This is a genomic window from Kribbella sp. NPDC050820, from assembly GCF_040653975.1.
Lineage (GTDB): Bacteria > Actinomycetota > Actinomycetes > Propionibacteriales > Kribbellaceae > Kribbella.
The window spans coordinates 1-22,132 of record NZ_JBFAHB010000102.1; the positions used below are offsets into that span (position 1 = coordinate 1).

22 protein-coding genes and 2 pseudogenes are annotated in these 22,132 nt (G+C 65.9%); 13 read left to right on the forward strand and 11 right to left on the reverse strand.

The features are described from left to right. Nucleotides 1-85: 85 nt before the first annotated feature. From AB0H36_RS43960 to AB0H36_RS43970, 3 genes and pseudogenes are all read right to left on the reverse strand, one after another. Entirely contained in the window at nucleotides 86-325 is a 240-nt protein-coding gene (locus tag AB0H36_RS43960) for a hypothetical protein (RefSeq protein ID WP_360537393.1), read from the reverse strand. A gap of 267 nt (nucleotides 326-592) precedes the next feature. After that, nucleotides 593-1,087, reverse strand: coding sequence for a site-specific integrase (locus AB0H36_RS43965; RefSeq protein WP_360537395.1), 495 nt, complete (start codon nucleotides 1,085-1,087; stop codon nucleotides 593-595). A 199-nt stretch (nucleotides 1,088-1,286) separates the two neighbouring features. Then, nucleotides 1,287-1,511, reverse strand: a pseudogene (locus tag AB0H36_RS43970) (site-specific integrase); the annotation flags it as partial. 400 nt (nucleotides 1,512-1,911) lie between these two features. On the opposite strand from AB0H36_RS43970, the gene AB0H36_RS43975 reads away from it, so the two are divergent. Beyond that, nucleotides 1,912-2,139, forward strand: coding sequence for a hypothetical protein (locus tag AB0H36_RS43975; protein WP_360537397.1), 228 nt, complete (start codon nucleotides 1,912-1,914; stop codon nucleotides 2,137-2,139). 450 nt (nucleotides 2,140-2,589) lie between these two features. Here the strand turns inward: AB0H36_RS43975 and AB0H36_RS43980 are convergent, their stop codons facing one another. Beyond that, nucleotides 2,590-3,117 (reverse strand): GNAT family N-acetyltransferase, encoded by a 528-nt coding sequence (locus tag AB0H36_RS43980; protein ID WP_360537399.1) that lies wholly within the window; start codon nucleotides 3,115-3,117, stop codon nucleotides 2,590-2,592. Next, nucleotides 3,114-4,529 (reverse strand): hypothetical protein, encoded by a 1,416-nt coding sequence (locus AB0H36_RS43985; protein WP_360537401.1) that lies wholly within the window; start codon nucleotides 4,527-4,529, stop codon nucleotides 3,114-3,116. The genes AB0H36_RS43980 and AB0H36_RS43985 overlap by 4 nt, the downstream gene beginning before the upstream one ends. 299 nt (nucleotides 4,530-4,828) lie before the next feature. Here AB0H36_RS43985 and AB0H36_RS43990 point away from each other — a divergent pair, with 299 nt between their 5' ends. The 10 genes from AB0H36_RS43990 to AB0H36_RS44035 all read left to right on the forward strand — a co-directional run bounded on the left by AB0H36_RS43990 (nucleotide 4,829) and on the right by AB0H36_RS44035 (nucleotide 10,712). Then, entirely contained in the window at nucleotides 4,829-5,029 is a 201-nt protein-coding gene (locus AB0H36_RS43990; protein WP_360537403.1) for a hypothetical protein, read from the forward strand. Further along, nucleotides 5,013-5,438: a hypothetical protein gene (locus AB0H36_RS43995; protein ID WP_360537405.1), complete on the forward strand. Its 426-nt coding sequence runs from the start codon at nucleotides 5,013-5,015 to the stop codon at nucleotides 5,436-5,438. The genes AB0H36_RS43990 and AB0H36_RS43995 overlap by 17 nt, the downstream gene beginning before the upstream one ends. A 247-nt stretch (nucleotides 5,439-5,685) precedes the next feature. After that, complete coding sequence (locus AB0H36_RS44000; RefSeq protein WP_360537407.1) at nucleotides 5,686-5,925, forward strand: hypothetical protein; 240 nt, start codon at nucleotides 5,686-5,688, stop codon at nucleotides 5,923-5,925. An 18-nt stretch (nucleotides 5,926-5,943) separates the two neighbouring features. Continuing rightward, the gene (locus tag AB0H36_RS44005) at nucleotides 5,944-6,816 is read left to right on the forward strand and encodes a DddA-like double-stranded DNA deaminase toxin (RefSeq protein WP_360537409.1); all 873 of its coding nucleotides are present in this window, start codon (nucleotides 5,944-5,946) and stop codon (nucleotides 6,814-6,816) included. Beyond that, the gene (locus AB0H36_RS44010; protein WP_360537411.1) at nucleotides 6,813-7,259 is read left to right on the forward strand and encodes an Imm1 family immunity protein; all 447 of its coding nucleotides are present in this window, start codon (nucleotides 6,813-6,815) and stop codon (nucleotides 7,257-7,259) included. The genes AB0H36_RS44005 and AB0H36_RS44010 overlap by 4 nt, the downstream gene beginning before the upstream one ends. Nucleotides 7,260-7,377: 118 nt before the next feature. Next, a complete protein-coding gene (locus tag AB0H36_RS44015) occupies nucleotides 7,378-7,617 on the forward strand; it encodes a hypothetical protein (RefSeq protein WP_360537413.1) in 240 nt (79 codons plus the stop codon). Next, nucleotides 7,595-8,107, forward strand: coding sequence for a DUF6879 family protein (locus AB0H36_RS44020; protein ID WP_360537415.1), 513 nt, complete (start codon nucleotides 7,595-7,597; stop codon nucleotides 8,105-8,107). The genes AB0H36_RS44015 and AB0H36_RS44020 overlap by 23 nt, the downstream gene beginning before the upstream one ends. A 31-nt stretch (nucleotides 8,108-8,138) precedes the next feature. After that, nucleotides 8,139-8,996, forward strand: coding sequence for a helix-turn-helix transcriptional regulator (locus tag AB0H36_RS44025; protein WP_360537417.1), 858 nt, complete (start codon nucleotides 8,139-8,141; stop codon nucleotides 8,994-8,996). Between the two features lie 81 nt (nucleotides 8,997-9,077). Further along, nucleotides 9,078-9,539, forward strand: coding sequence for a hypothetical protein (locus AB0H36_RS44030; protein ID WP_360537419.1), 462 nt, complete (start codon nucleotides 9,078-9,080; stop codon nucleotides 9,537-9,539). Nucleotides 9,540-10,091: 552 nt separating this feature from the next. Next, entirely contained in the window at nucleotides 10,092-10,712 is a 621-nt protein-coding gene (locus AB0H36_RS44035; protein WP_360537421.1) for a hypothetical protein, read from the forward strand. Nucleotides 10,713-10,885: 173 nt separating this feature from the next. On the opposite strand, the gene AB0H36_RS44040 is transcribed toward AB0H36_RS44035, so the two are convergent. Then, entirely contained in the window at nucleotides 10,886-11,686 is an 801-nt protein-coding gene (locus tag AB0H36_RS44040; RefSeq protein ID WP_360537423.1) for a GntR family transcriptional regulator, read from the reverse strand. A 1,033-nt stretch (nucleotides 11,687-12,719) separates the two neighbouring features. On the opposite strand from AB0H36_RS44040, the gene AB0H36_RS44045 reads away from it, so the two are divergent. Together AB0H36_RS44045 and AB0H36_RS44050 are read left to right on the forward strand one after the other, a co-directional pair. After that, nucleotides 12,720-13,736 carry a hypothetical protein gene (locus AB0H36_RS44045; protein ID WP_360537425.1) on the forward strand — a complete coding sequence of 339 codons (1,017 nt, stop codon included), beginning with the start codon at nucleotides 12,720-12,722 and terminating at the stop codon, nucleotides 13,734-13,736. A 543-nt stretch (nucleotides 13,737-14,279) separates the two neighbouring features. Continuing rightward, nucleotides 14,280-15,206, forward strand: coding sequence for a hypothetical protein (locus AB0H36_RS44050; protein ID WP_360537427.1), 927 nt, complete (start codon nucleotides 14,280-14,282; stop codon nucleotides 15,204-15,206). Nucleotides 15,207-16,110: 904 nt separating this feature from the next. Here the strand turns inward: AB0H36_RS44050 and AB0H36_RS44055 are convergent. From AB0H36_RS44055 to AB0H36_RS44075, 5 genes and pseudogenes are all read right to left on the reverse strand, one after another. Then, nucleotides 16,111-17,409, reverse strand: coding sequence for an MFS transporter (locus AB0H36_RS44055; protein WP_360537429.1), 1,299 nt, complete (start codon nucleotides 17,407-17,409; stop codon nucleotides 16,111-16,113). Nucleotides 17,410-17,923: 514 nt separating this feature from the next. After that, a complete protein-coding gene (locus AB0H36_RS44060; RefSeq protein WP_360537445.1) occupies nucleotides 17,924-19,123 on the reverse strand; it encodes a glycerate kinase in 1,200 nt (399 codons plus the stop codon). A gap of 72 nt (nucleotides 19,124-19,195) precedes the next feature. Beyond that, a pseudogene (locus AB0H36_RS44065) lies at nucleotides 19,196-19,757 on the reverse strand (thiamine pyrophosphate-dependent enzyme); the annotation flags it as partial. Beyond that, nucleotides 19,751-20,620: a LysR substrate-binding domain-containing protein gene (locus AB0H36_RS44070; protein ID WP_360537431.1), complete on the reverse strand. Its 870-nt coding sequence runs from the start codon at nucleotides 20,618-20,620 to the stop codon at nucleotides 19,751-19,753. The gene AB0H36_RS44070 and the pseudogene AB0H36_RS44065, both read right to left, overlap by 7 nt. A gap of 229 nt (nucleotides 20,621-20,849) precedes the next feature. Continuing rightward, nucleotides 20,850-21,956, reverse strand: a complete 1,107-nt coding sequence (locus AB0H36_RS44075; RefSeq protein WP_360537433.1) for a quinone-dependent dihydroorotate dehydrogenase — start codon at nucleotides 21,954-21,956, stop codon at nucleotides 20,850-20,852. Nucleotides 21,957-22,132 lie beyond the last annotated feature (176 nt).

Sequence of the window (22,132 nt, forward strand, 5' to 3'; positions counted from 1 at the left end):
TGGCCGGCGCCGCCCCACTGGCGGGTCGAGCCACCGCAGCCAATCCGCCAACCAGGCAGTTACGGTTCCCACGGACTTGCCGGCCTCAACTGGGCTGAGACCCTTCGCCGTACGCCGTAGCCCCAGCCCCACAGATGGCGATCCGCCGGTACGGGCGACCGACGATCGGGAGCGGCACCGCGGCGGTGCGGGGTGATTCGATGACGTCGGCGCCCGGCGTCTCGGCCGCGAACTCGATAATCATGGTGCGGGCGAGGTCGGCCAGCGCGTCGTCGGTGAAGTAGCGCCATGCGGCGGTGGGGGAGATCCCCATCTGGGAGGACACCCACTGCACACGTTCCTGGATGAAGTTCCGTGGCGGCGGCGCGGGAGACGGACATGCCGAGCTCGTCCAGCGCGCCGAGCAGCGTGTCGACGCGACCGTCGATACAGCTCGGCTTCGGGGGTCATCGCCGCGTCCTCGGTCTTCTCGAGCGCGGCAATCGCGCAGTTGAGCGCTGACCACGTCTGGTCGGGATCTTGTCTGGTTGCGCGGGCTGTCGCGAGCCATGCGCAAGGTCATCAAACTGCAGCCCTAGTTCACCAACGAAGATCACGCCAGTGGGCGAAGGTGGCGGGGGATGGCGGTCATAACACGCCCGAGGTCGTCGGTGATGGCGGCGACGCGTTGGTTCCGGCCGGCGTCGTCGATGTAGATCATGACGGTGCGGACATCGGCGTGGGTGGACAGTTCCTGGAGATCTTCGGCGCTATGGCCGCGGCGCTTCTGGTCGGTGATGGCGGTCGCGCGCAGGGAGGGCGGGGTGACCTTCTCGCGCCGGGGGATGCCCGCGGCTCTGGCGAGGCGGCGCAGCATCCTGGTGACGTCGTGGCGGTCGAGCCGTTTCCCGGCGGCGTCGACGATGAGCGGGGACGGTTCAGTCCCGGTCCAGGGCGGGCGGGCCTCGAGGTAGGGGTCGAGGAGCTTGGCCACGGTGGTCTCGAGCGGCACGAGCTTGGTCTTCCCGCCCTTCAGGGTGATCGCGAGCCAGGTGCGTCGTCCTTCGTCGTGGCGGTCGGTGTCGTTGGCCGCGCACAGTCCGGACACCCGCAGGGGCGTCGGTGAACAGCAGCCCGACGACCAGGGCGTCGCGGACGTCGGCCGCCGCGGCGAGCATCGCTTGGACCTCGTCAGCGGCTAGATAGAACCCGCGCGGAGGTCGCGCGGCGGCCGCGTTCGATCCCGGGCCGGTGTCGTCGACGGAGATCGGGGAGACGACCGGGATGCCCCAGCTGGCGGCGTACCGGTAGAGGCTGGACAGTGTCGACAGCCGACTCGAGATGGAGGAGTCGGCGGCGCCGGTGTCTTGCTGGCGGGTGAGCCACATCGTGACCTCGGCGCGGTGCAGGTCGAGGCCGAACCGGTCCCGGCCGAGGTCGCGGCGGGCCCAGTCGGCCCACAGCAACAGGTCGTCGGCGTACGCGATCCGGGTGTCGCGGCTGCCTCGCCGGGTGCCACCCAGCCACAGCACGACCAGCGCAGTCAGCTCCGGCGTCAGCGCATCGGCGAGCAGGTCGAGCCAGTCTACGAAAGGCGCGGTCCGAGGTGCGCCCAAGGGGCGCCGCTGCCCGAGGTCCGGCGGACCGCGGCTTCGGTTGTCGCGTCCGGCCGGGCCAGCTCGACTGCTGTCTCAGCCGCACGGAACACGAGCGGTGCCGGAACGTCGTCCACACGAACTGCCCGAACCCCAAGCAGGTCGACCCCGGTACTCCGGGCCGCCCGTCGAAGTACTGCGGCCTCGAGGCGCTGGGCGATGTGGGCGGCCCGTCGTCCACAACAAGGCCAACGCATGGACCGCGAAGAACTCGGCGGCGAAGCGGCCACTACGACGGGGGAGCATCGCGGCCGAGCCGGATCCGGCGGCGGGGCCGGTGACAACCGCACGGATCACGCTCGAGCAGTTGATCAAGGACGACCTTCCGAAGCTGGTGGAGGGCCTGGAGAGGCATCTCGCGCAGATCGTGGAGGCGGTCCGCACCTACGGCGACGCGGAAGCGGTGGCCGCCGAGGTGGAGCAGCTGCAGGCCGCATCCCGGATGCAGCTCGCCGACGCCGCGAGCAACTGCGCACCGATCACCAGGCCCAGCTCGCCGACCTGAAACAAGCCGCCGACCAGCGGGTCGCCGCAGTCACCGCAGCACAGCGGGCGGCCGAGCAGCTGGCCGACGACCTCCGACGCCAACTCGCCGACCACAACGCGGCCGAGTCCGCACCGCCCAGACGGCGCGGGGACCGCTCCGGCGGAAGCCGCACACCCCGGAATGACCGCCCCGGTGCGAGGGCACCGCCGTACCGCACGTACCGCGGCGCACCAGGGCGCCAAGCCGTGCCCGAGCTGCGGCCGCACACCGACCGCCGGTCCAGAGGCCGCCGAGCAGCGGCGCGACCCTTGGGTCGCCTGCCTAGTCCGCACCGCACATTCTCGCTCGCCGGCCTGGCGTGAAGTTGCGCATGACGGTCCGAGCCCTGGATGCCTCTGTGCAGAGCTCGGCGGCGCAGCCGACTCTGATATGGCGGCCTACTTGAGGGTTGGAACTGGTCGCCCCCGCTCACGCATCAAGCGTCTTGCGGAACGCCCGATTGGTTTCACCTCGACCAGGCACATACGGCGGGATCGGTTCGTAGCCGGCGGCAATGTAGAGCCGAATCGCCGCATAGTTCAGTGCACCTGTTTCCAGCAGGATCTTCCGGGCCCCGTGGGCGGTCGCCTGTTGTTCCAGCTCGCTGAGGATTCTCCAGCCGAGACCATGGCTGCGGTATTCGGGCGAGACAAACATTTTGCGCACCTCGGCTACCCGCGCGTCCTTGTCGTAGGTGCGGTATCCACCACAGCCGACAGGCTGACCAGATGGCGTGTAGGCCACGAGAAGCAGCCCGGACGGTTCGGCGTAGTCGTCGACGGTCTCCAGGTCGGGTGAATCGGCGAAGCTGTATGTGTCGAGCTGTTCGGCGTAGAGGGCTTTGACGAGGAGTTGGGCATCATGATCGTCGTAGCGTCGTGGTCGTAGTTCGATCGGCGCAGCGGTGTCGTCGCGGGAGGGCGCCCGATCGTCGCCCGCCTCGGATGAAGTCGTCACCGGCCCTCCAACGCGGCATCGAGCTCCGGCAGGAAGTCGGCGACGGCCGCGGCTCGCTGGCGTTGTGCCAAGTTCCGACGAAGCTCTCGCAGCGATGCCACGCACCGCCCCGATTGCACTTCGGCTAGCCGACCGAGCGCGACGCGCGCGGTTTCGACAGTGCCCTCGAGATCGCGGCGGAGCAGATGTGCCCGCGCCAGCTGGCAACCATGCAGGAGCGCCGAGCGTTGGTAGGCCGGATCGTCTCCAATACTCGACAAGGGAGTCAGCAGTTCGATGGCTTGCTTGAGCAACGGTTGCCGGTACATCTCGGTGCGCATGGCAATGGTCAGAAGGCCATAGCCAGCCTCGGCTGAGAGTTGGTCGGGACTCAGGTAATAGAGGTACGGCGACAAGTCATCGGTCGCGGCCGAGGCCAACAACTCCTGCGACTGGTCTGCGGTCATCCGGAAAGCTCCGAGGTCTCCGACGCTGGCATGAGCGGTCGCCGCGCGGCCGGTGGTTCGAGCACGGAGTAGATCGCTTGAGGTTGGCACACTGTGAGCTGCCTCGATGATCCGCAGTGCGTCCGTGCCGTGGTCGCTGTAGGCAGCGATATAGGTCAGCATGCCGACGTTGTTGACCATCCGGCCGTCGTCTCCGGCTGCCCGTGCAACCCGAATTGCGAGCAGCAGGTACCGCTGCGCGATGGCTGTCTCGCCGGCGTCGAACTGCATCCATCCGGCCAGCTGCGCTAAATCGGCCACGATCGTCAGTAGATCGCGACCGACCTCGGGCTCGTAGCTGGCACTGCGCACGAGGTCGAGCACCCCCGCAAGTTCGTGGGTGACGTAGCGCAGGCTCAGTGCGCCGCCACCTTGCCGATCGTCCAGATGGCGAAGGGCGGTGACGTGCGACGCGATCAACTCTGTCTGCGGCGTCATGACCCGATCGGGCTTGGCTTGTGCCGGAATCGACTCGATCGTGGTTTGGATGCCGTCGAGAACGGCGGCCACCAAGTCAGGACCGCTCGTCGGCAACGGCCGCGACCCGCTGACCAGTTGCTCAAGCGACCGCACAAGCCCGTCAAAGTTCTGCTCGGTTCCGAGCTCACCGACACGGGCGGTTGAGCGACGTGCCCGGGCGTTGCCCGGCCAGAGCTGTTCGGCGGATACGAAGCTACCGAGCTGATCGGTGAGGACGGTCGCGACGATCTCCGGAATAGAGCCATGCGGGCAGTAATTGGACCGAACCCACGGGTATGCAGCCGTAATGTCGATGCGTTCGGTCGAGCGCCCACGACGGGTCAACCAGGTGTTTACGGCGCGAGCAAGGTCCCGCGGCCCCCAGCCGATCAAGTCCAGCGCCTCGGCCAGGGACTTCGGATGGATGCCGGTGTCAGCCATACCGGGTGCCGCCGTCTCGCTCCTCACGGTTCCACGGTAGGTGCTGGGATCGCATCAGAGTGTGCAGATTCGCCTGCAGTTGGCGGTCGGGATGAAACTTCACGACCTTCACGCCCCCTCTCGCAGACTTCGCACCGTTCACCACTTCATCAGGTTACCAACGGTCAACGCTGAGTGATCCACTCAGTGGAACACGACAACGGGACGGAGGAGGCGAACATGATCCAGTTGCTGATGAGTCCGTGGCCAGTGATCATCGGATACGCCCTGGCAACGGTGCTGGTCGTCTTTATGGTCCGCGACATCGCGCGGGAGGTGCGCGGCGAATGACGACATTCGTCGACCTGCCTCACGCATCCGACCGGCGCGTGCAGGTCTGGTTTGGGCGGCACCTGATCGCCGATTACGTCGGCGGTGTCGAGGCTGCGGCCCAGTTCGAGGCGGGGATGCGGCAGCGCTTCGTGAGCCTGCGCGTGACCAACGAGCCGGCCGCTTCGTCGGGAAGTCCCGATGCCGAAGACCGATGACGAGGTTCGGGCTCTGCCGTTGGTGGGGTCGCGTTTGGCGGCACCTCAACGACACGTTTCGCCGTTGGCGGCACGAGGGCTGAGCGGCTTCTCGGAGGACTTCACCCGACCGCTGCTGCTCGGCTACTTGCGCCGGGACCTGCTGGTCGTCGAGAGCCAGGTCGGCGAGCTCAAGCGAGATATGGCCGTCTACTCAGAAGCAGAAGGTTTCACGATGGGCCACATCTACGTTGAGAGAACTGACAGTTGGCTCGCCGCATTTGGCGCTCTGACCGATTCGATCGACCGCTACGACGTGACCGCCGTAGTACTGCCGAGTCTGCTGCATTTCACCGGACTCGGCATGTCAACTGACGTACGCGACTCGTTCGAGTGCGCCACCGGTGCCCGCGTGTTGGTGCTGACCTGATGAACCGGCGGGATCGGTGGGAGTCCTACTCAACCCACTCACGTGCGGTGTGGTCGCTGCACGCCATCGATCCCGTCCTGAGTCGATCCTTGTCCGGGTCCTCCTCTCCCCTGTGGAGGACCCGGGCGAGGATCTCCATTGGCCGGCTGGCGCGGGCCGTGAGGCGAGTCCGTCCTGCGCCAGCCGCTCCACTGTCCGATCCACATGACACTCCGGAACCGGGGCAGATATGTCCCAAGTCGAACAGATGAAGATGCAGCACGGTCTGGCCGATCAGTCGCGGCAAGGGGCCGCGAGCCTGGCTGGCTTCAAGCAGCGCTTCGAGCAGTCGAGCCAGCAGGTGCAGGCCCTCATTCAGGGGACAACAACGCGGGCCGACCAGGACATCGCGACCATGCTGGATGCCGCCGCGAAGTCAGTCGACCAAGCGGTGCAGTCATTGCAGATCGCCGAGGCTGGCTGCCGCAGCTACGCCGACCAGATTTGACCGGCCAAGGCAGCACGCATGCCCTCCGAGCTGCAGCGGGTTGCTGAACAGCTGCTCGGCTGCCTCCACGAGGCGCCGCGGGCGGTCGGCTACCTGCATGACCGAGCCAGGAAGTGCCGCGAAGCCGCGGCATGGATCGGCAGCCAGACCAACAACCCCAGCGCCCGTATGGCCGCCATGCAGCTTGATGATGCAGCTCGGCGCTGCGAGGAAGCCGCCCACTACCTGTCCCTGGCTGAGGCCAGAGCGAAGCAGTGGGTCGAGCAGATGCTGAGCGGCCTCAGGACAGTCGAGCCAAGTGGTGGTTCGACAGGGGAGCGGCCGCTCTGTCCTGGTGCGAGCTCGCGACCCGCGGAACGCCGGCAGGACGATAGAAACGACGAGCCAGAAGCCGACAAGCCTGACAAGCCCGCGGGTGCCGGCGGTAAGGCGAGCCCGGAGGGAGAACCGGCGCCGACGCCGCGGGTCAGTGACGAGGAAGCCTGGCGGCTGTTCTGCAAGCTGCCGATCCGTGAGGAGTCCCGAGTATCCCGTCCGAAAACCCGGGGCACCTGGATCAACCACGATGGCATCGAAGACCTGGTTAGCGGCGAGCACGATGAATACTTTCCGAAGGTCAGAGACTTTCTTAGGCAGAGGAATATCGGGCCGAAACATGGTCAGATCACGTCACCCTCTCACGTTGAGACGAAATTTGCGATGCGAATGCGTCTGCAGGGACTGAAGCATGAAATTATCGTTGTCAACCAACGACCCTGCAAGGGTCGATTCGGGTGTGAGGAACTGTTGGGAGATATCCTGCCATCCGGATCTACTCTCACGGTCTTCGGACCAAATGGTTTCAAACGTACCTATCCACTCCCACCCGACGAGCGAACGGAACTGGCATGACTGACACCTCCGTCAGTGCCTACTACACCCACGATCACGACAAGGGCGTCATCCTGCGAACCGCCGAAGATGCAGATGAGTTGGTGGATGCACTCCTTCAGCAGCCGTTTGCCAACTCAGTCGCAGCGCTGTACGCCGACATGCGGCCGAAGGCCAGCTCCGGCTACCCAGATCACGAGCTCCGCATCGCCGTCGATGCCGAGGCGAAAGTCGGTGGAATTCGATACGCCGGCGGCGAGACCGATGACGTCACCTACGTCCCGGGCAAGACCAGTGCTCGTGAAGAGATGTTCTACCTGTACATGGGACACGATGAAGGCTGGCCACAGGACTCCGAGGTCAGCATCGTGCAGGTTCGACAGGCGGTGCGCGAGTTCGTCGAGGGGAACGGCGCACGGCCTACGTCCTTCGTGTGGCGGGAGTGGCCAGGGGGCGTCAGCTGAAGCCTGGCAAGTGACTTGCGCAGACTTGCTCTGTGCCCCCAAGAAGACTTGGCCGCGGGTGGCGATCCACTCGATGATCTGGCCAGCACTACTGTGCACAACCTGATACGGAGGCATCATGGCGCTACAGTTCTACGGCAAGGACCCGAATTGTCCTGGGAACAACTGTCCGGCGGTCTTCCGCGACGAGGCAACCGGAGACATCTACCTACAGGGCGAGACAGTCACCGATCCGACGATTCTGGCTCGTCTCTCACAGGACTGCGGACTCGCGGATTCAGAGTCCGTTGTAAAGCTGCCCGCGAGGATGGCGGAGATGATCATGGAGGCATGCCGTGCCGGAGCCGTCGTTCGCTGATCTGCTGGCCGCGAGCACCCGGACTGTTCTCAAGCTGGAGTTCCGCGACCAGTACATGACCGATGACCCCGCCTACCTCGCGTGGCGGGCAGGTAACGTCGACCAGGCGGTCAGCGAGTACGCCGGCTGGACGGAGACCGCCAGCTCAGCGACGGCCCGAGGCATCGAGATTAAGCGCGTACGGATCGTCAGCGAGCCGATGTCGGACTACATCGCCTTCGAGCACGCCGTGACTTCAGACGTCAACATCGCCGCGGGCGAGGTGATCCGCTGGGTACCTCGTCACCGGGTCTCAGCAGTTGCGCTGCCTGGCAATGACGTCTGGATCTTCGACGAGGCAACGTTGCAGTTCTGCCTCTTCGCCGGTGACGGGCGGTTCGTCGGCAACGAGGTCAGGAGTGACGCGGAAGCCGTAAAGCTCTGCCTCTCTGCGTTCGAGGCCGCCTGGGAGCTCGGAATCGACCACGAGCACTACTCCGCTAATCTGTAGGCGTCCTGCCTCTTCGTCGTTACATACCTGGATGCCTGCTTCGCAATCCTCGAGTGCCCAGAGCGCGCGTCAAGCGCTCGCCGACCGGCTGCGGGATCTCAGGCTCGACGCGGGACTCTCTGCGCGGGCGCTGGCGACCGCAGCCGGCTGGCATGAGGCGAAGACGTCCAAGATTGAGCATGGCAAGCAGCAGCCGTCCGAGGCGGATCTGCGCACCTGGTGCACGGTTTGCGCCGCGTCCGAGCTCCTGCCGGAGCTGATTGCCGAGCTGCGGTCAGTTGACTCGATGTGGCTGGATTGGCGCCGTGCCGAACGAACCGGCCTACGCCACCTCAACGCCTCGGTCCGGGATCTCTACGAGCGCACCAGGCAGTACCGCTCCTACTGCCAGACCATGGTGCCCGGACTCTTGCAGACCGCGGACTACACGACCGCGGTGCTCACCTCGATAAGGGACCGCCGGCGCGTCGCGATCGACGACATCGCCGCGACGCTGGCTGAACGCCTCGACCGTCAACGCATCCTCACGCGAGGTGGGCACACCTTCGCCTTCGTGCTCGAAGAGGCAGCTCTGCGCTACCAAGTCGGCGGACCGGTCGTCCTGGCGGGACAACTGCGACAACTGCTTGACGCCATGCAACTGGCCTCGGTCAGCCTCGGTGTCATCCCCGCCGATGTCGATCGGTCGTCGCGCTGGCCGGTCGAGGACTTCTACATCTTCGACAATGCCCAAGCCAACGTAGAGCTCGTCTCGGGATTCCTGACGATCACCCAACCGCGAGAGATCGCAATGTACGCCGAAACTTTTACGGCACTCGGCAAGCTGGCCGTGTACGGATCTGCCGCTCGTGCTCTGATCAAGGCCGCAGTCGCGGATCTATCTACCTAACACCACTGCCGAGTCAGAGGACACGAGCAAGTTCGAGCAAGTTCATCGGGCCCAGCCCAGCCCGCCTCTTACGGTCAGAGCGTGATCATGGGGAATAGCCCTCCGGTCGGTCCAGCCACCACAGAGGTGCGAGCGACTCGTCCGTTGAGCCGGCCATGCGAACGGCGCGTGCAGGCTGCTGGAAGTTGCGACTCGCTGACCTGTGCCTGCGAACCCGACAACAGGGAGCGATCAGCGCAGAGCCTGCGCGCGTACGCCTACCTGTGCAGCCCCCTGCTGGTGTGTCGGCCCGAGGTGACACGCACGAGAGAGCGCCTGGCAGCCTACGCAGCTGACGCAGAGCTTGAGCTGGTCGCCACCTTCGTCGAAGACGCCTGGCAGCGTTCGTCGGCGTTCGAACGCCTCTTCCAAGCGACCATCCGCGACCATGTGCAGGTCGTTCTCCTGCCGAGCATGCTGCACTTCACCGTTCTCGGCTCACCTCGCTGGATCAAGCCATCCTTCGAGGCGGTCACTGGCGCGCGCATCGTCACGATGTCCTGACAGCTCAAGCCCAGCTACAATCCTGCTTGCCGTGTGTTGTCCTCAGCAGCCGGACGGTGATGCCCGGTTCGCTGCCGGGTACGGTGAGGACGTAGCAGTCGGGGCTGGCGTTCGGCGTCCCGACGCTGCAGTTGGCTCATCCTGTCTGGCGAGTTGGTCGATGGAAGCTCGATCGTCGCGGCAGAGGTGGTGGGCGACAGACATCAACGCTGGTCTCTATCTGAGCGAAGACCTCGCGATGTTCCTTGCCGCCCGAGCCACAGGCGCCTGAAATTATCTACAGGCTGATATGCGGCCATCGAGGCTGCTTCGAGCGACCCGTCGTTCTGATGAAGCGAGCCCGGCACGCCGCCTCCACCAGCGGCATGCGATCAGAGGCTTGCGGGCTAGCGGCGGAGGAGTCCACCGGGCGTTGCGTGCAAAGTGAGTCAGACAGGACCGGTGCTCACCCACGGGTCTTGATCATCTTGGCGTCAGCCATGAGTCCCCAGACGATGTCAGTTCGACGCTTCGAAAGCTCGCGTGAGCCAGAGGGATGCGAGGGTTGGACGCATGGCGGTGGCAGAGGAGAAGGATGCGGGCGATGTGCTGATCGATCCGCTGCTTGCGCAGCCGCGGATGGTTGCGGACCCACGGATTTCGATCGCCCAGGCTGGAGTTGTTCTAGGTAAGAGGCCTTCCCAGGTGCGTCGGCTTATCGCTCTCGGCCGATTGCCACGGCATGGGCCTGCCAGTAATACCCGGCCGCTTGTGCTGTCTGAGGTCGAGGCGCTCCGCGACAAGGGTGAACCGATCAAGCTGGTGGCTGCGGCGCGCCGGCTCGGTTGTCCGCTCGCGGTGGTGCGGCAGTTGATCGCAGACGGCACGCTGCCTATGGTTCCCGCGGCGACGACGTTGGTGTACCCGGCTGATGTGCGGATGATCGCCGAGGTGATGTCGGACAAGTTGCCGAGGAAGCCCGGGGTCCCGGAGGGATACGTCGGCACGGCAGCGGTAGCGAGTCGGCTGAGCCTCAGCGTCTCGTCGATCCGCGTCATGGCCGCTGACGGGCGGTTGCCGGCGGTGTCGGTGGCGGGCAAGTGGTACTTCGACCCGGATCGCATCGAAATGATCCGGCGCGCACGTCGCGCGAGTGCCCTGCGCAGTGTCCGGAGCCGCTCTCTGAGTGAGTGAGCCCCCGCTGCCACATGAGGTCGGCTCGTCGCCGCGCAGACCACGTTGGCACGTGATGATCCGCTCAAGGATGAGGCGCAGCCCCTTGGTACTGATCCAGTTGATTAGGAGCCGGAGTGGCTGTTCGCCTGAAACCGGTGGCTGCGCCCTGTTCGAGCTCACCGATGTCGGTGTCAGGCTCCTGGGCGGTAGTGCAGTTGGGTGTCTTCGGCGCTGCGGCGGGTTTCTTGCATGACGAGTGGTCGTTCGTTGTGCGCTGCGATCCGGCGGGTGATGAGCATCGGAGTCCCACTGGGTATCCGGAGCATGACGGCGTCGTCCGGAGCAGGGTTTCGGGCGGTGATGTAGTCGTTGAACTCTGGCTCCATCCCGGCTTCGCGTGCGGCCTTGTAGACCTGTCGAGCGGAGATGTACGGGTGACGGGCGAGCTTCCGGATCTCACGCGTGACGAATGCCGGTAGGTAGGTGCGGACGAAGATGCGTGTTCCGATCGTGTTCTCGAGCAGGCGGTCGGAGGCATAGAACGCGGTGCCATGCGCGACGCCCAGTGCGAGGGCAAGTGAGGCGTCCGCCTCTGTTTGGTACTTGTTGGGCGGCTCGGCTTCGTGCCAGTCGCCTGCGCTGCTCTCGTTGTCGACGTAGTTGCCGGCGCCGTCGACTGTGACGGTACGAGTGTGGATGTGGACGGGCCAGTCGCCCGCGCGCCTGACGAAAGCACCCTTGCCGGGAATCACCTGCACGAGGCCTTCTGAGCGAAGTGTCGCCACGGCTGCTCGGACAGTGATCCGTGAAACGCCGTAGGTGCTGATCAGTTGCCGCTCTGATGGGAGGGCGGCTGCGGGGGCCAGTTGGCCCGTCGTGATCTGCTCGCGAAGAAGGGCAGCAAGTTGATCTGTCTTACTTGCCGCGGAGCCGGCGACGTCACCAACGGCGGGAGGCGCATCATCGGCCCGCCCGACTGCTTTGGCGCTCATGATGGCTCCCTCTACTGTCTTGGCGGCCTGCGATTCGGGGCTCCTGGAACTGGTGATCCAGGAGCCCCGCGCCGCCTCCTCGAACGTTGATCCTGGTGGCCGGACACTGAGATTCGGCCCGGAGCGTACTGGTCATAATAGGTGGTTGCTCCAGTCGTGTCGACCGAGCTACCCTTTCCACAACTGGATATGACCAGTGGTAGGAGCTGACGGGAGTGTGAGAGATGAGGGCCCGAAGGCAGTACATGTTCGAGTTGGCGGCGCAGACAGGGATTCGATGGACGGTCCTGGCTGTCGGGGTAGGCGACTTCAGCAGAGGGCCTATGGCCACAGTGCGCAGCATCGCGGAGCGGTGGATCTTCGAGCAAGCCGGCCAGCTTCGGGGCGGGCGGCTTGTCATCTTCGCCAAGCGACCCGTGCCACCGAGGGGTTTCGATGCTTTCGTCCGGATTCGCGTCCTGGACGCAGACCATGCGCAGCAGTTGGCGGTTGCATATATCGGGGTCGACGCGACCAGAAAGCTCTCTCAGGCACGCTCTGGCGACTGCAGGGTCGACGCCGGCGTTCAACTGTTGTCGGTGGATGGCTCGAGGCGGGCCAGTGCCTGAGCGGGAGCGTCAGCCCAATCTGTTGCTTCGTTCGGCACGAGGTGAGCTGTCCCAGGCGGCACTGGCCGAGCTGATCAATGCCGAGATCTATCGTGCAACTCGCCGGATCGCGTCTGTCACCTCAAAGTCCGTCTCCGACTGGGAGCGCGGCTGGTACACGTGGCCGTCGGCAGACGTGCGTACGGCGTTGCGTCAGGTTCTGGGCGTCGCCACCGATGCCGAACTAGGCTTCTTCTTCAAGCAGCGCAACCGTGGTACCGAGAACCGAGCGCGAAGTCACGGTACTTCAGGAGCGGACTCTAGGTCGGAAGATCATTCAAGTTGGCGCGATCGAGGGCCTGCAGGTCCCAGCCGGCCGGTCGTTCGCTGGGGTAGAAGTTGTTGCGCACCACTGCCCAGCCGAGCGAGCAGCCCAGGAATGGCTCATGGTCGACCCGGGCAGTGACCTGCTCGAGTCGCTACGCCGGCCCGATCAGCGCTCGATGGTGCTCGCGGTCGACCACGAGGACAACTATTACATCTCCGACGGCCGCCGGTTCGCCGGGCGAGTCGATCGCCGTATCGGCCCGCAGCCGTTGCCCGCGGCGAACCTGATCGACGATCTGACGATCGGCATCATCTGGGCCGTCGTGAACACCGATACGGCGCTCCTGGCCGATGATGCCCAACTCGAAGTCAGCCAACAGCGGTTGGCACACTACGAGCAGCGGCTGACCTCGGAGGCTCCCCTCCACGAAGTGCCGGCGCTCAACAAGGTGTCCAGGCGGTGGCTCGGCTCGCGATTCTGCGCGGGCCACGTCACCCGGCACCTGGACCTGCTCCACGGTTCGTCGCTGTTCTGGATCCGGGAACAGCGCGGTGAGGAGGCCGCATCCTGGCTCATAGCGGCCCACAAGTATGAGTACCTCCGGCACATCTCACGCGCGCTCCCGGGCGCGCGGCGTGGCTTCTGCATCCCCGAGAGCGAGGTCGCGGCGTCGCCCCGGTACGAGCGGGTGGTGCTGCTACTTACGATGGCGCTAGTGGAGGCCTTCGGCATCACGGTACAAGTCAGCGCCGAGCCCGACCACGCAGACGTCGAGAGCTTCGTGCTGGCCGACGACGCCATCGTTGCGGACTGGCTCGGTTCCTCCGGCCTCTGGTACGTCGACGTCGGCGCACCACCGCCGCGGATGTCGATCTACCGCGAGATCGACAACCATCTGTCCGCGAAACCCATGGCCCCGCAGACGACATCTGCTGGTCGACTCGAGGCGATCGCCGACTACCTTGACGTGCCCTGGCCCTGGTTCCGGAACAGATGCGAACAACTGGCTGCCTCCGGCGTCGACGACATCGCCCATCCGCGCAGCCGGCTGCTGTCCACTCGCGGTCTGAGCGCTGCCGTTCGCTTCGTTGCCTACGTCGACACCCTCGAAGGGGCTGATCTCGCGCGCCGCTGAGCTGACCATGGTCGGACGTTTGCCGTCCACTTCGACGGCGACGACTTCTACTACGCGCCCTTCGAGTTTCTGCGCGGAGTACGACGTACGGCAGGGCTTCATCCCGATGTTCATCGCTGGCATGCGCGACGTCCAAGTCGTCGGCACCTGCGAGAAGCTCGTCAACCCTGATCTCCGGTCTGGAGCGCCGTCGACCTCGAGAACGTCGAAGCCATCGGCGGCGGCACCCTCGCGTACGACGAGAAGACCGGAACCGCCCTGCCCCACATCCATGGCTCCGTCGGGCTCAAGGCCCATTCAGCCACCGCCCACACCAGCCATCTCCTCGGTGCCAAGATCCAGTTCCTCACCGAGATGTACCTGGTCGAGGTGACCGCCCCCGGCTTCTCCCGCCCACGCCAGGCGGACCTGTTCAATCTGCCCTTGCTGACGTTCTGAGCTCCGCTCGTCGCAGTCCTGGATCCTCGAAGCCGGGTTCTGATCCGGGCCTCATACGGCGATCGTCGATGTCATGGATCTGAAGTCGACTGTGGCGCAGGCGCCATGACCGCGCGCGAGTGTGACGCGAGCGTTCTTCCGACGGCCGCAGAGCGGCGTGGCCTGCTGGAGGTGAACCGGGCGGCCTCGAGATTCTTCCGCCGGGAGTTGCTCAGGGCAAAGGGCGGATGGGCCCGGGAATACGTGGTGCGCGGGGGAGCGCCTGAGCTCCTGGCCCTGGACTCGAAATGGGCCATCGGCTACGCACCGGACGCCCCGTCGCGGCTGGTCGACCACCTGCGATCACGAGGCTTCAAACTCGAGACCGTCAGAAACGCTGGGCTCGGCGTGCTGAACCCAGAGGGACGAACGGTCGATCGCTTCCGCGACCAGGTCATGTTCCCGGCCTGGAACGACCACCTGGAGACGGTCGGATTCACCGCCGTCCGGGGCATCGAGAAGCCGTACTACGCGACCTCCCCAGCAACCGCGATACATCAGCGGCGCAACGCCCTGATCGGCGTCGCCGAACAGATCGACCTACTGACCGACGGGGCATCTCCGGTGCTGGTGAACCATCCACTCGATGCCGTCGCGGTCGAGCGCATCAGCCGACTGACGATCGGCAGATGGGCCGGGATCCCGCTGTGCGACTTCCTCCTCTCGGCCGGCCAGGCCCACATCCTCGGCCGCTACGCCGCCATCGACACAGCCATCGTCGTGCTGACCGATGACAAGGCCGGCCGACGCGCGGCCGTCAGCTCCCTGAACGACCTATCCCGCTTCTTCACACGCGTAAGGGCAGTCGAGCTCCCAGCCGGTCAATCACCGAGCAGTCTCGCAGTCCAGGAAGACGGCATGCAGCGCCTCCATGACGGCCTGCTGGTCACGAGGCCACTGTCCGACTACCGCCCGCATCAGCAGCCACGCCGGCCGCCACCCCTCTCCCCGACACTCGATCCGAATCCATCCGATCAGACGCCGTCGCTTTGAACGCAGGGTGCCGACGCATCCGATGTTGCGGAGCCAAAGCGTCCGGGCAGTGGACCGATTCATCGGCCGGGGCTCCTAGCCGGAAAGGCCTCCGGCGCCTGCGGCAAGGATCCGCGTCCGCGGCAATAGCTGGAGGGACACACGGCTGCAGAAGACATGTGGTTTCGCACTACGATGGCTGGTTTTGCGGGCCCGGCTGAGTTTGGGGGCCTGCAGTTCAGCGGACCATGGGCGCTGTGTAAGCCGACGTGCTCGCGGCTCCGGCCGGCGCGTGGCATCTAGCCAGGGGGAGCGGTGGCCTCGGGACAGCGATCGGTCGGCCAGCATCCGCGCGGAATCAGTGGACGCCATGCTCTTCGGCTCACCAGCCGCGGCCGACGAGGTCGCGATCGTGCGCGGCGCGCCGGAGAGGCGTTACCCCGACTGGCCGGTCCAGGCCCACGACTACTGCTGATCGATCTGGGCACGCGGCAACCCGGCCGCCTTACGGCGACGTGGGCAGCGGAGCGCGATCGTTCTGTTGCGGTGCGGGTACGCCGTACCGCGGTGCATCACCGCGATGTGGGCTCCAGGCGACCGATGCCGAGGGGCTGATGATGATCCTGTCGGTGAACGAGCGTTGTCCCGGACGTGAGCAGCACGAACATCTACGTCTTCGTACTCGATTACGGCGTTCGAACGGGCGAGGAATGGATGAGTGCCGGCCGTCCGGCAACGCCACCGGACGGTCGGCACTCGCTTTGGTGGAGTCCGAGTTCCGCGGACTCCTAGTCGGTGAAGGAGGCGATTGACCACGTCGCAGGCGAGTTGGGTGTGCTTGATCTGTCGGCCAAGCGCTCATTCGGCGAAGTGGCTACTTTGGGGCAGGCCGGGTTGGTTAGGCGCGGGCAAGCTGGTGCATCGGTCAGACGAGCTCCCGGTCTAGTCGGGCACGACTACGCCGGCGGCGGATGGTTAGCCCCGTGGCGATCAGCAGGATCGCGGTGCCGGGGACCGCCCCGGCCAGCAGCATGCCCGCGCGGGGGCCGAAGTACTCGTCGACGGCGCCCAGCAGCGGGCCTCCGATGGCCATGCTGCCGAAGTAGACGAGCACGTAGACACCAACGACACGTCCGCGGATGCTGTCGTGGGCAGCGAGCTGAATCGTCGAGTTCGCCGAGGTCAGCAGCAGCATGGTGCTCACGCCGATGCCCAGCAACACCACGCAGAACAGGAGCTGCGTCGGCGCGGCCGCGGAGAGCATGTAGAGCGCGGACAGCACGGCTGCGAATAGCATCAGGGTGCGTAGCCGGGTTCGGTGCAGGCGGCCGGCGATGAGCGCGCCGAACAGCGAACCGACCGCCACGACCGCACTCAGCAGCCCGTACCCACCCGCCCCGGAGTGGTAGACCGACTTGGCATAGACCGCCAGCGTCACTGACAGGTTGCCGGTGAACATCGCGAACAGCCCGACCAGGACCATCGGCCACAGCACATCCGGTCGGCTCACCACGTACCGCAGCCCGGCGCGCAACTGCCCCCTCGCCGCTGCCACCGGCCGCACTGCGTACAACTCGTCACCGCGGACTCGCATCAACGCAACCACCGGCGCCGTATACAAAACTGCAGTCGTCAAGAACGACCAGCCCGGGCCGACAGCCTTGATCAGGAAACCACCAATCGCCGGGCCGGTCAGCCCTGCCAGGTAGATCACCGAGGAGGTGATGCTGATCGCGTTGCGCAGCTGCGCCGGCCCAACCATCTCGGTGATGAACGCCTGCCGGGCCGGATAGCTGAGTGCGTCCACGATCCCGAACCCGGCCGCGATCACCTGCACCTGCCACGTCTGCACCACATCCGCGAGCGTGAGGCCGGCCAGAAGGGCAACCATGGAGATCCAACCGGCATAACTGACCAGCAGGATCCGGCGCTTCGGGAACCGATCGGCCAGCAGCCCACCCGCCATCCCCAGCACGACCGCCGGCAGGAACTGCAACGCAGCCGTCAACCCCACCGCGGCAGGGCTGCCGGTCAGGTCGAGCACCAGCCAGTTCAGCGCGGTGTACTGCATCCACCAACCAACGTTCGAGACCAACTGGCCAGCCGCCATCAAACGGAAATTGCGAGTACGCAGCGAGCCAAACGTGGTATGGCGCCGCACGATTGGGGTATCGGGTCGAGAAGGTTCCGCTTCGGCCTCGGCAGTCATGAGTATCCACATCATCGCTAGGCATCGGTTCTCTTCAAGCCTGACCGACACGCGGTCATTCCGAAATAGAATCTATTAGATAACTGAAATCACGATTTGCGATAAGTGATGTCACAGTTCCAGACCAAATCCGACCGGTCTCATTCGTGGCCTTGCGCGGACACAACTAACGCTGGCTGGACTGGAGCTGACGATTGTCTCCGTTGTCGCGGATTGAAATTGCAGCAATCTAGCCTGGTGCGATCAAGTCTTGCGGCGCCGCGGCCATTCCAAAATAGAGTTACAGTTGGCCCCGCCATCAGCGGAAGTTCCGAGTACAGTTGGTCGAGCAGATCCCGGCGGGCTCGTGCTGTCCGGGTTCTGGGTGGTGAGGCTGATGCCGTACCGCGATCCGCTGCCATCGCAGCGCCAACCCCGGAGTAAACGTCGGCGAGGCCGCCGGTGGTGACCGACACGCCTAGCGGCCTAGACCACGGCCGGATGAGATACGAACTAACTGTGCCCGATGATGCGCTCGCTCCACTCTCGTTCATGCGATGCCCGTCTCGGTTGCTGTCATCGTAGATCGCGGGAGGTGGTCGGCCGCGATCCGTTCACCGAGCTGTTGCAGCAGTGGAGCTGGGTCGGCGATGCATCGTCGTATGTCGGGCTCGAAGTCGGTCAGTGCGTACGCCGCGACGAGGCCGGCCTGACGCAATCGGGCTGAATCGAGCCGGTTGGTGCCGCAGACGGCGACCACAGGGATGCCGGCTGCTCCGGCCGCCGCGGCCACGCCGACGGCTGCCTTGCCGTGCAGCGTCTGCTCGTCGAGCGCTCCTTCGCCGGTGATCACCAGGTCCGCGCCGGCGAGCTGCTGGTGGAACCCGACCAGGTTGAGCATCAGGTCGATGCCTGGGCGGAGCTCAGCACGGAGCAGCGCAAGAGCCGCGAAGCCCACCCCGCCAGCCGCCCCAGCGCCAGGCGCATCACGGAGGTCGCGGCCTACCGCTGCACCGGGGCTGTGCTGGACATCGCGAGCCGCCGTCTGGGCCACGAGGTCTGCCCACTGGGTCAGAGCGGCGTCGAGCTTCTCGACGTGGTGAGGGTCCGCGCCTTTCTGGGGTCCGTAGACTGCCGCCGCGCCGGTGGGGCCGGTCAGCGGGTTGTCCACGTCACAGGCGATGAGGATCTCGACTCCGGCCAGCCGGTCGCGCAGTGCGGTCAGGTCGAGGGACGCCGCACCGGTCAATGCCGCCCCGCCCTCGACAACGTCCGTACCGTTGCCGTCGTACAAGCGGGCGCCGAGGGCGCGGACCAGGCCGGCTCCGCCGTCGGTGCAGGCGCTGCCGCCGAGGCCGAGGATGATCCGCTTGCAGCCGTTGTCGATCGCCTGCGCCACCAACACGCCCGTGCCCCGCGAGGTCGCGGTCATCGGAGCCGGCCGGCCGCCAGGCAGCCGGATCAGACCGGAGACGTCGGCCAACTCGACGACAGCGACCTCGCCGCGCCGGGCGAATCCGCTGCGTACCGGCTCGCCCGTGGGTCCCGTTGCCGTCACCGGCACCAGCTCGAAGCCAGCGGCGACGGCCGCGGCGAGGGTTCCGTCGCCGCCGTCGGCCACCGGCACTGCGTCCACGGTCACGTCCAGGCAGGCACGTCGCAGACCCTCGCGGACTGCTATGGCGACCTGATTACTGGTGAGGCTGCCCTTGAACTTGTCGGAGGCAACAATCACCCGGGAACGGGACATCAGCGGAGCACGGCGATCACTGGTCGGGGCGCTCTGCCAGGTCCTCCTCGACGACGTTGCCGATCTCGGTGCCATGGACACGTTCGTCACCCCGCGCTCCAGGATGATCTCCACGACGATCGGGACCTGGAACCCGATCATCAGCTTCTTGGCCTGCTCGAGCACCGCTCGGATCTCGTCTGGCTCGGACGCCCGGATCGCCTTGCAGGCCAGGCCTTCCGTGACCTTGACGTGGTCGACGCCGCACCCTTTCACCTCGGCGCCTGTTGATGTTCTCGAACGAGAGCTGCACACAGAAGTGCATGTCGAAGCCGCGCTGCGCCTGCCGGATCAGCACCAGGCAGTAGTTGTCCACGACGACGTGGATGTAGGGGATGTTGAACTGCACCCCGACCGCCAGCTCCTCGATCAGGAACTGGGAGTCGTAGTCGCCCGAGAGCGCCGCGACGGGCGCGTCGGGGTCCGCAACCGCGGCCCCCAGCGTGGCGGGCGCGGTCCACCCGGGCGGGCCGGCCTGAACGGCGTTGATCCAGTGCCGCGGCCGGCAGACGTGCAGCATCTGGGCGGCCTGGATCTGCGACAGCCCGATCGTGCTGACGAAGTGGGTGTCGGGCCCGAACGCGCGGTTCATCTTGTTGCTGCTGGCGTTTGGATCGGGTGTCCAGTGGCGATGATGGCGGTGGTCAATGCTTCGGCGGCGTTGCTCGCGGTGCGCTTCTTGGTGAGCAGGACAAGGTCGATTTCGCCGAGGTCGGGCAGACCGGCGCCGGCGGGGAGTTCGACGAGATCCTCCGGCACCAGGCTGCGCGCGAAGATCGCCAAGCCCAGGCCGGCGCGGGCGGCCGCGACTACGCCGAGCACTCCCTTCACGGTGCACCGGACCCGATATGGCACGCCAGCCTGCTCAAGCACCTGCACGGCGAGGGAGCGGGTGATGCTCGGCGCCTGATAGACGATCAGCGGGACCGGACGGGTGCGTTCGAGTTGGGCGCCGGCCACACCGGCCCAGACGAGCCGGTCGCGGCGCACGAGACGACCCCGCTGCTGGCCGGGCGCCTGCTTGACGAAGGCAACGTCCAGGTGCCCCGACTCGACCCGGCGCTGGAGCACCCCACTCTGCGACACGCTGAGCTCGAGATCGACGCGCGGGTACTGCTGGCGGAAGTCCCACAGGATCCGGGGAACGGACGTCAGCGCCAGGTCGTCAGCGACGCCGAAGCGCAGCCGCCCACTTAATCCTGACCCGGTGAAGTAGCCAACCGCCTCCTCGTGCGCGGCAAGAATCGAACGGGCGAACCCAGCCATCGCCTCGCCGTCAGCGGTCAGCATCACCGAACGGGTGTCGCGCAGGAACAGCGCCCGGCCGACGGCCTTCTCCAGCTTGCGCACATGCTGGCTCACCGTCGACTGCCCGATTCCCAGCGAAGCACCGGCCCGAGTGAAGCTCAGCGACTGCGCGACCGCCAAGAACGTACGTAGCAGCTCTGGCTCGTACACGTCAACCTCCTCCGGCCGACAGCGGCCCGCTGCGGTCGCTCGCCCGGCCCATCTGGTAGGCCAGACCGCAGGGGTTCATCGGGGCGGGGCCACTCGCGGGGCGGCGCATGGAGACCGATCGCTTCGCGGGTGGCCTTCCTGGCACCTCACATGGGTCAGTCTGACGCGACAACCAGCCTTCGGAGACAGCTGCTTGCTCGGTTTCGCTCCATGCTCGGCACACGCTCGGTCAGTCCCTGCCCATGCCGCTCCCGACTGCCTTCTCGACCGAGTCGAACCCGTCGCGTTCGAGACGGTCGGCTAGGCCGCGCAGGATCTCGGGAACCAGTCGTGGGCCGTGGTAGATCAGGCCGGTGTACAGCTGCACGAGCGAGGCGCCGAGCCGGATCTTGCGGTACGCCGCCTCGGCACTGGCGACCCCGCCGGCCGCGATCAGCGCGTATCGGCTGCCTGGACCGATAGCGTCGTACAGGTGGGCGAGCACCTCGTTGAGATAGGACTCGACGGGTTCTCCAGCAATCGCGCCCGGCCGAAAGTCCAGTACAGCCGCCGCACTCTTGAGCTTTAAGTGCTTAGGGCGGCCGCTGGGCAGGTTGATCGCGAAACCGCGAACGGATGGAAACACATCGGCGATCTGGACGATGTCGCGCAGTTTTCCACGATCGGTAGTCGGCTTGAGCTTCAGCACCAGCGGAACTTCGATGGTGACGTCGGCCAGATGGCCGAGCAGCGTGCCGATCCTGTCATGGTCATCGAAGAAATCTCGATCGTCGGCCGAATTGGGGCAGCTGAGATTCAAGGTGACGTAGTCTGCCGCACCGGCGAGCAACCGCATTGACCTGGCAAAGTCGTCGTAGACGTCCGGCTCGACCGCCGGCCGGTTCGGGTCGTTCGTCTTCACCAGGTTGATGCCGAGCGGAACCGCCGGTCGGCGTCGCGCCAGGCGGGCGGCCACCGCCTCGGCTCCGTCGTTAGGGACGCCGTAATACACCACCACCGCGTGATCGTCGGGCAGCCGCCACAGCCTAGGACGCGGATTCCCGTGCGACTCATACGCCGAAACGGACCCGAGCTCGACGTGCCCGAAGCCCATGCTTCCTAGCATCGTCACAGCTCGGCCGTTCTTGTCGAATCCCGCGGCCAGCCCTAGCGGATTGGCGAACTCGATGCCTGCCACCGCCGTCCGCAGTCTCGGATCGTCGACGCCGAACCGGCGTGCCATCGCCCCCCGAAGCGTTCCGGACCGCCCTGCGGCGTCGCATGCCCGGATCGCGAGATTGTGCGCCCGCTCCGCGTCCATGCGGAACAACAACGGCTTGACTAGCCCCTCGTACATAGATCACCAACTCTCTTAGGTTTCGGCAAGCCGAAATGGGACACAAGGAGTCCTCTCAAGACGATCACCCCACTCGAGGCGGCAAGCCTGCAGCGTGCACACCACCACCCGATGACGAGTGACGTCACTCGCTCACCTGACATCTATGGCGTTGTCTTCCGCTCCTCGATGGTCGC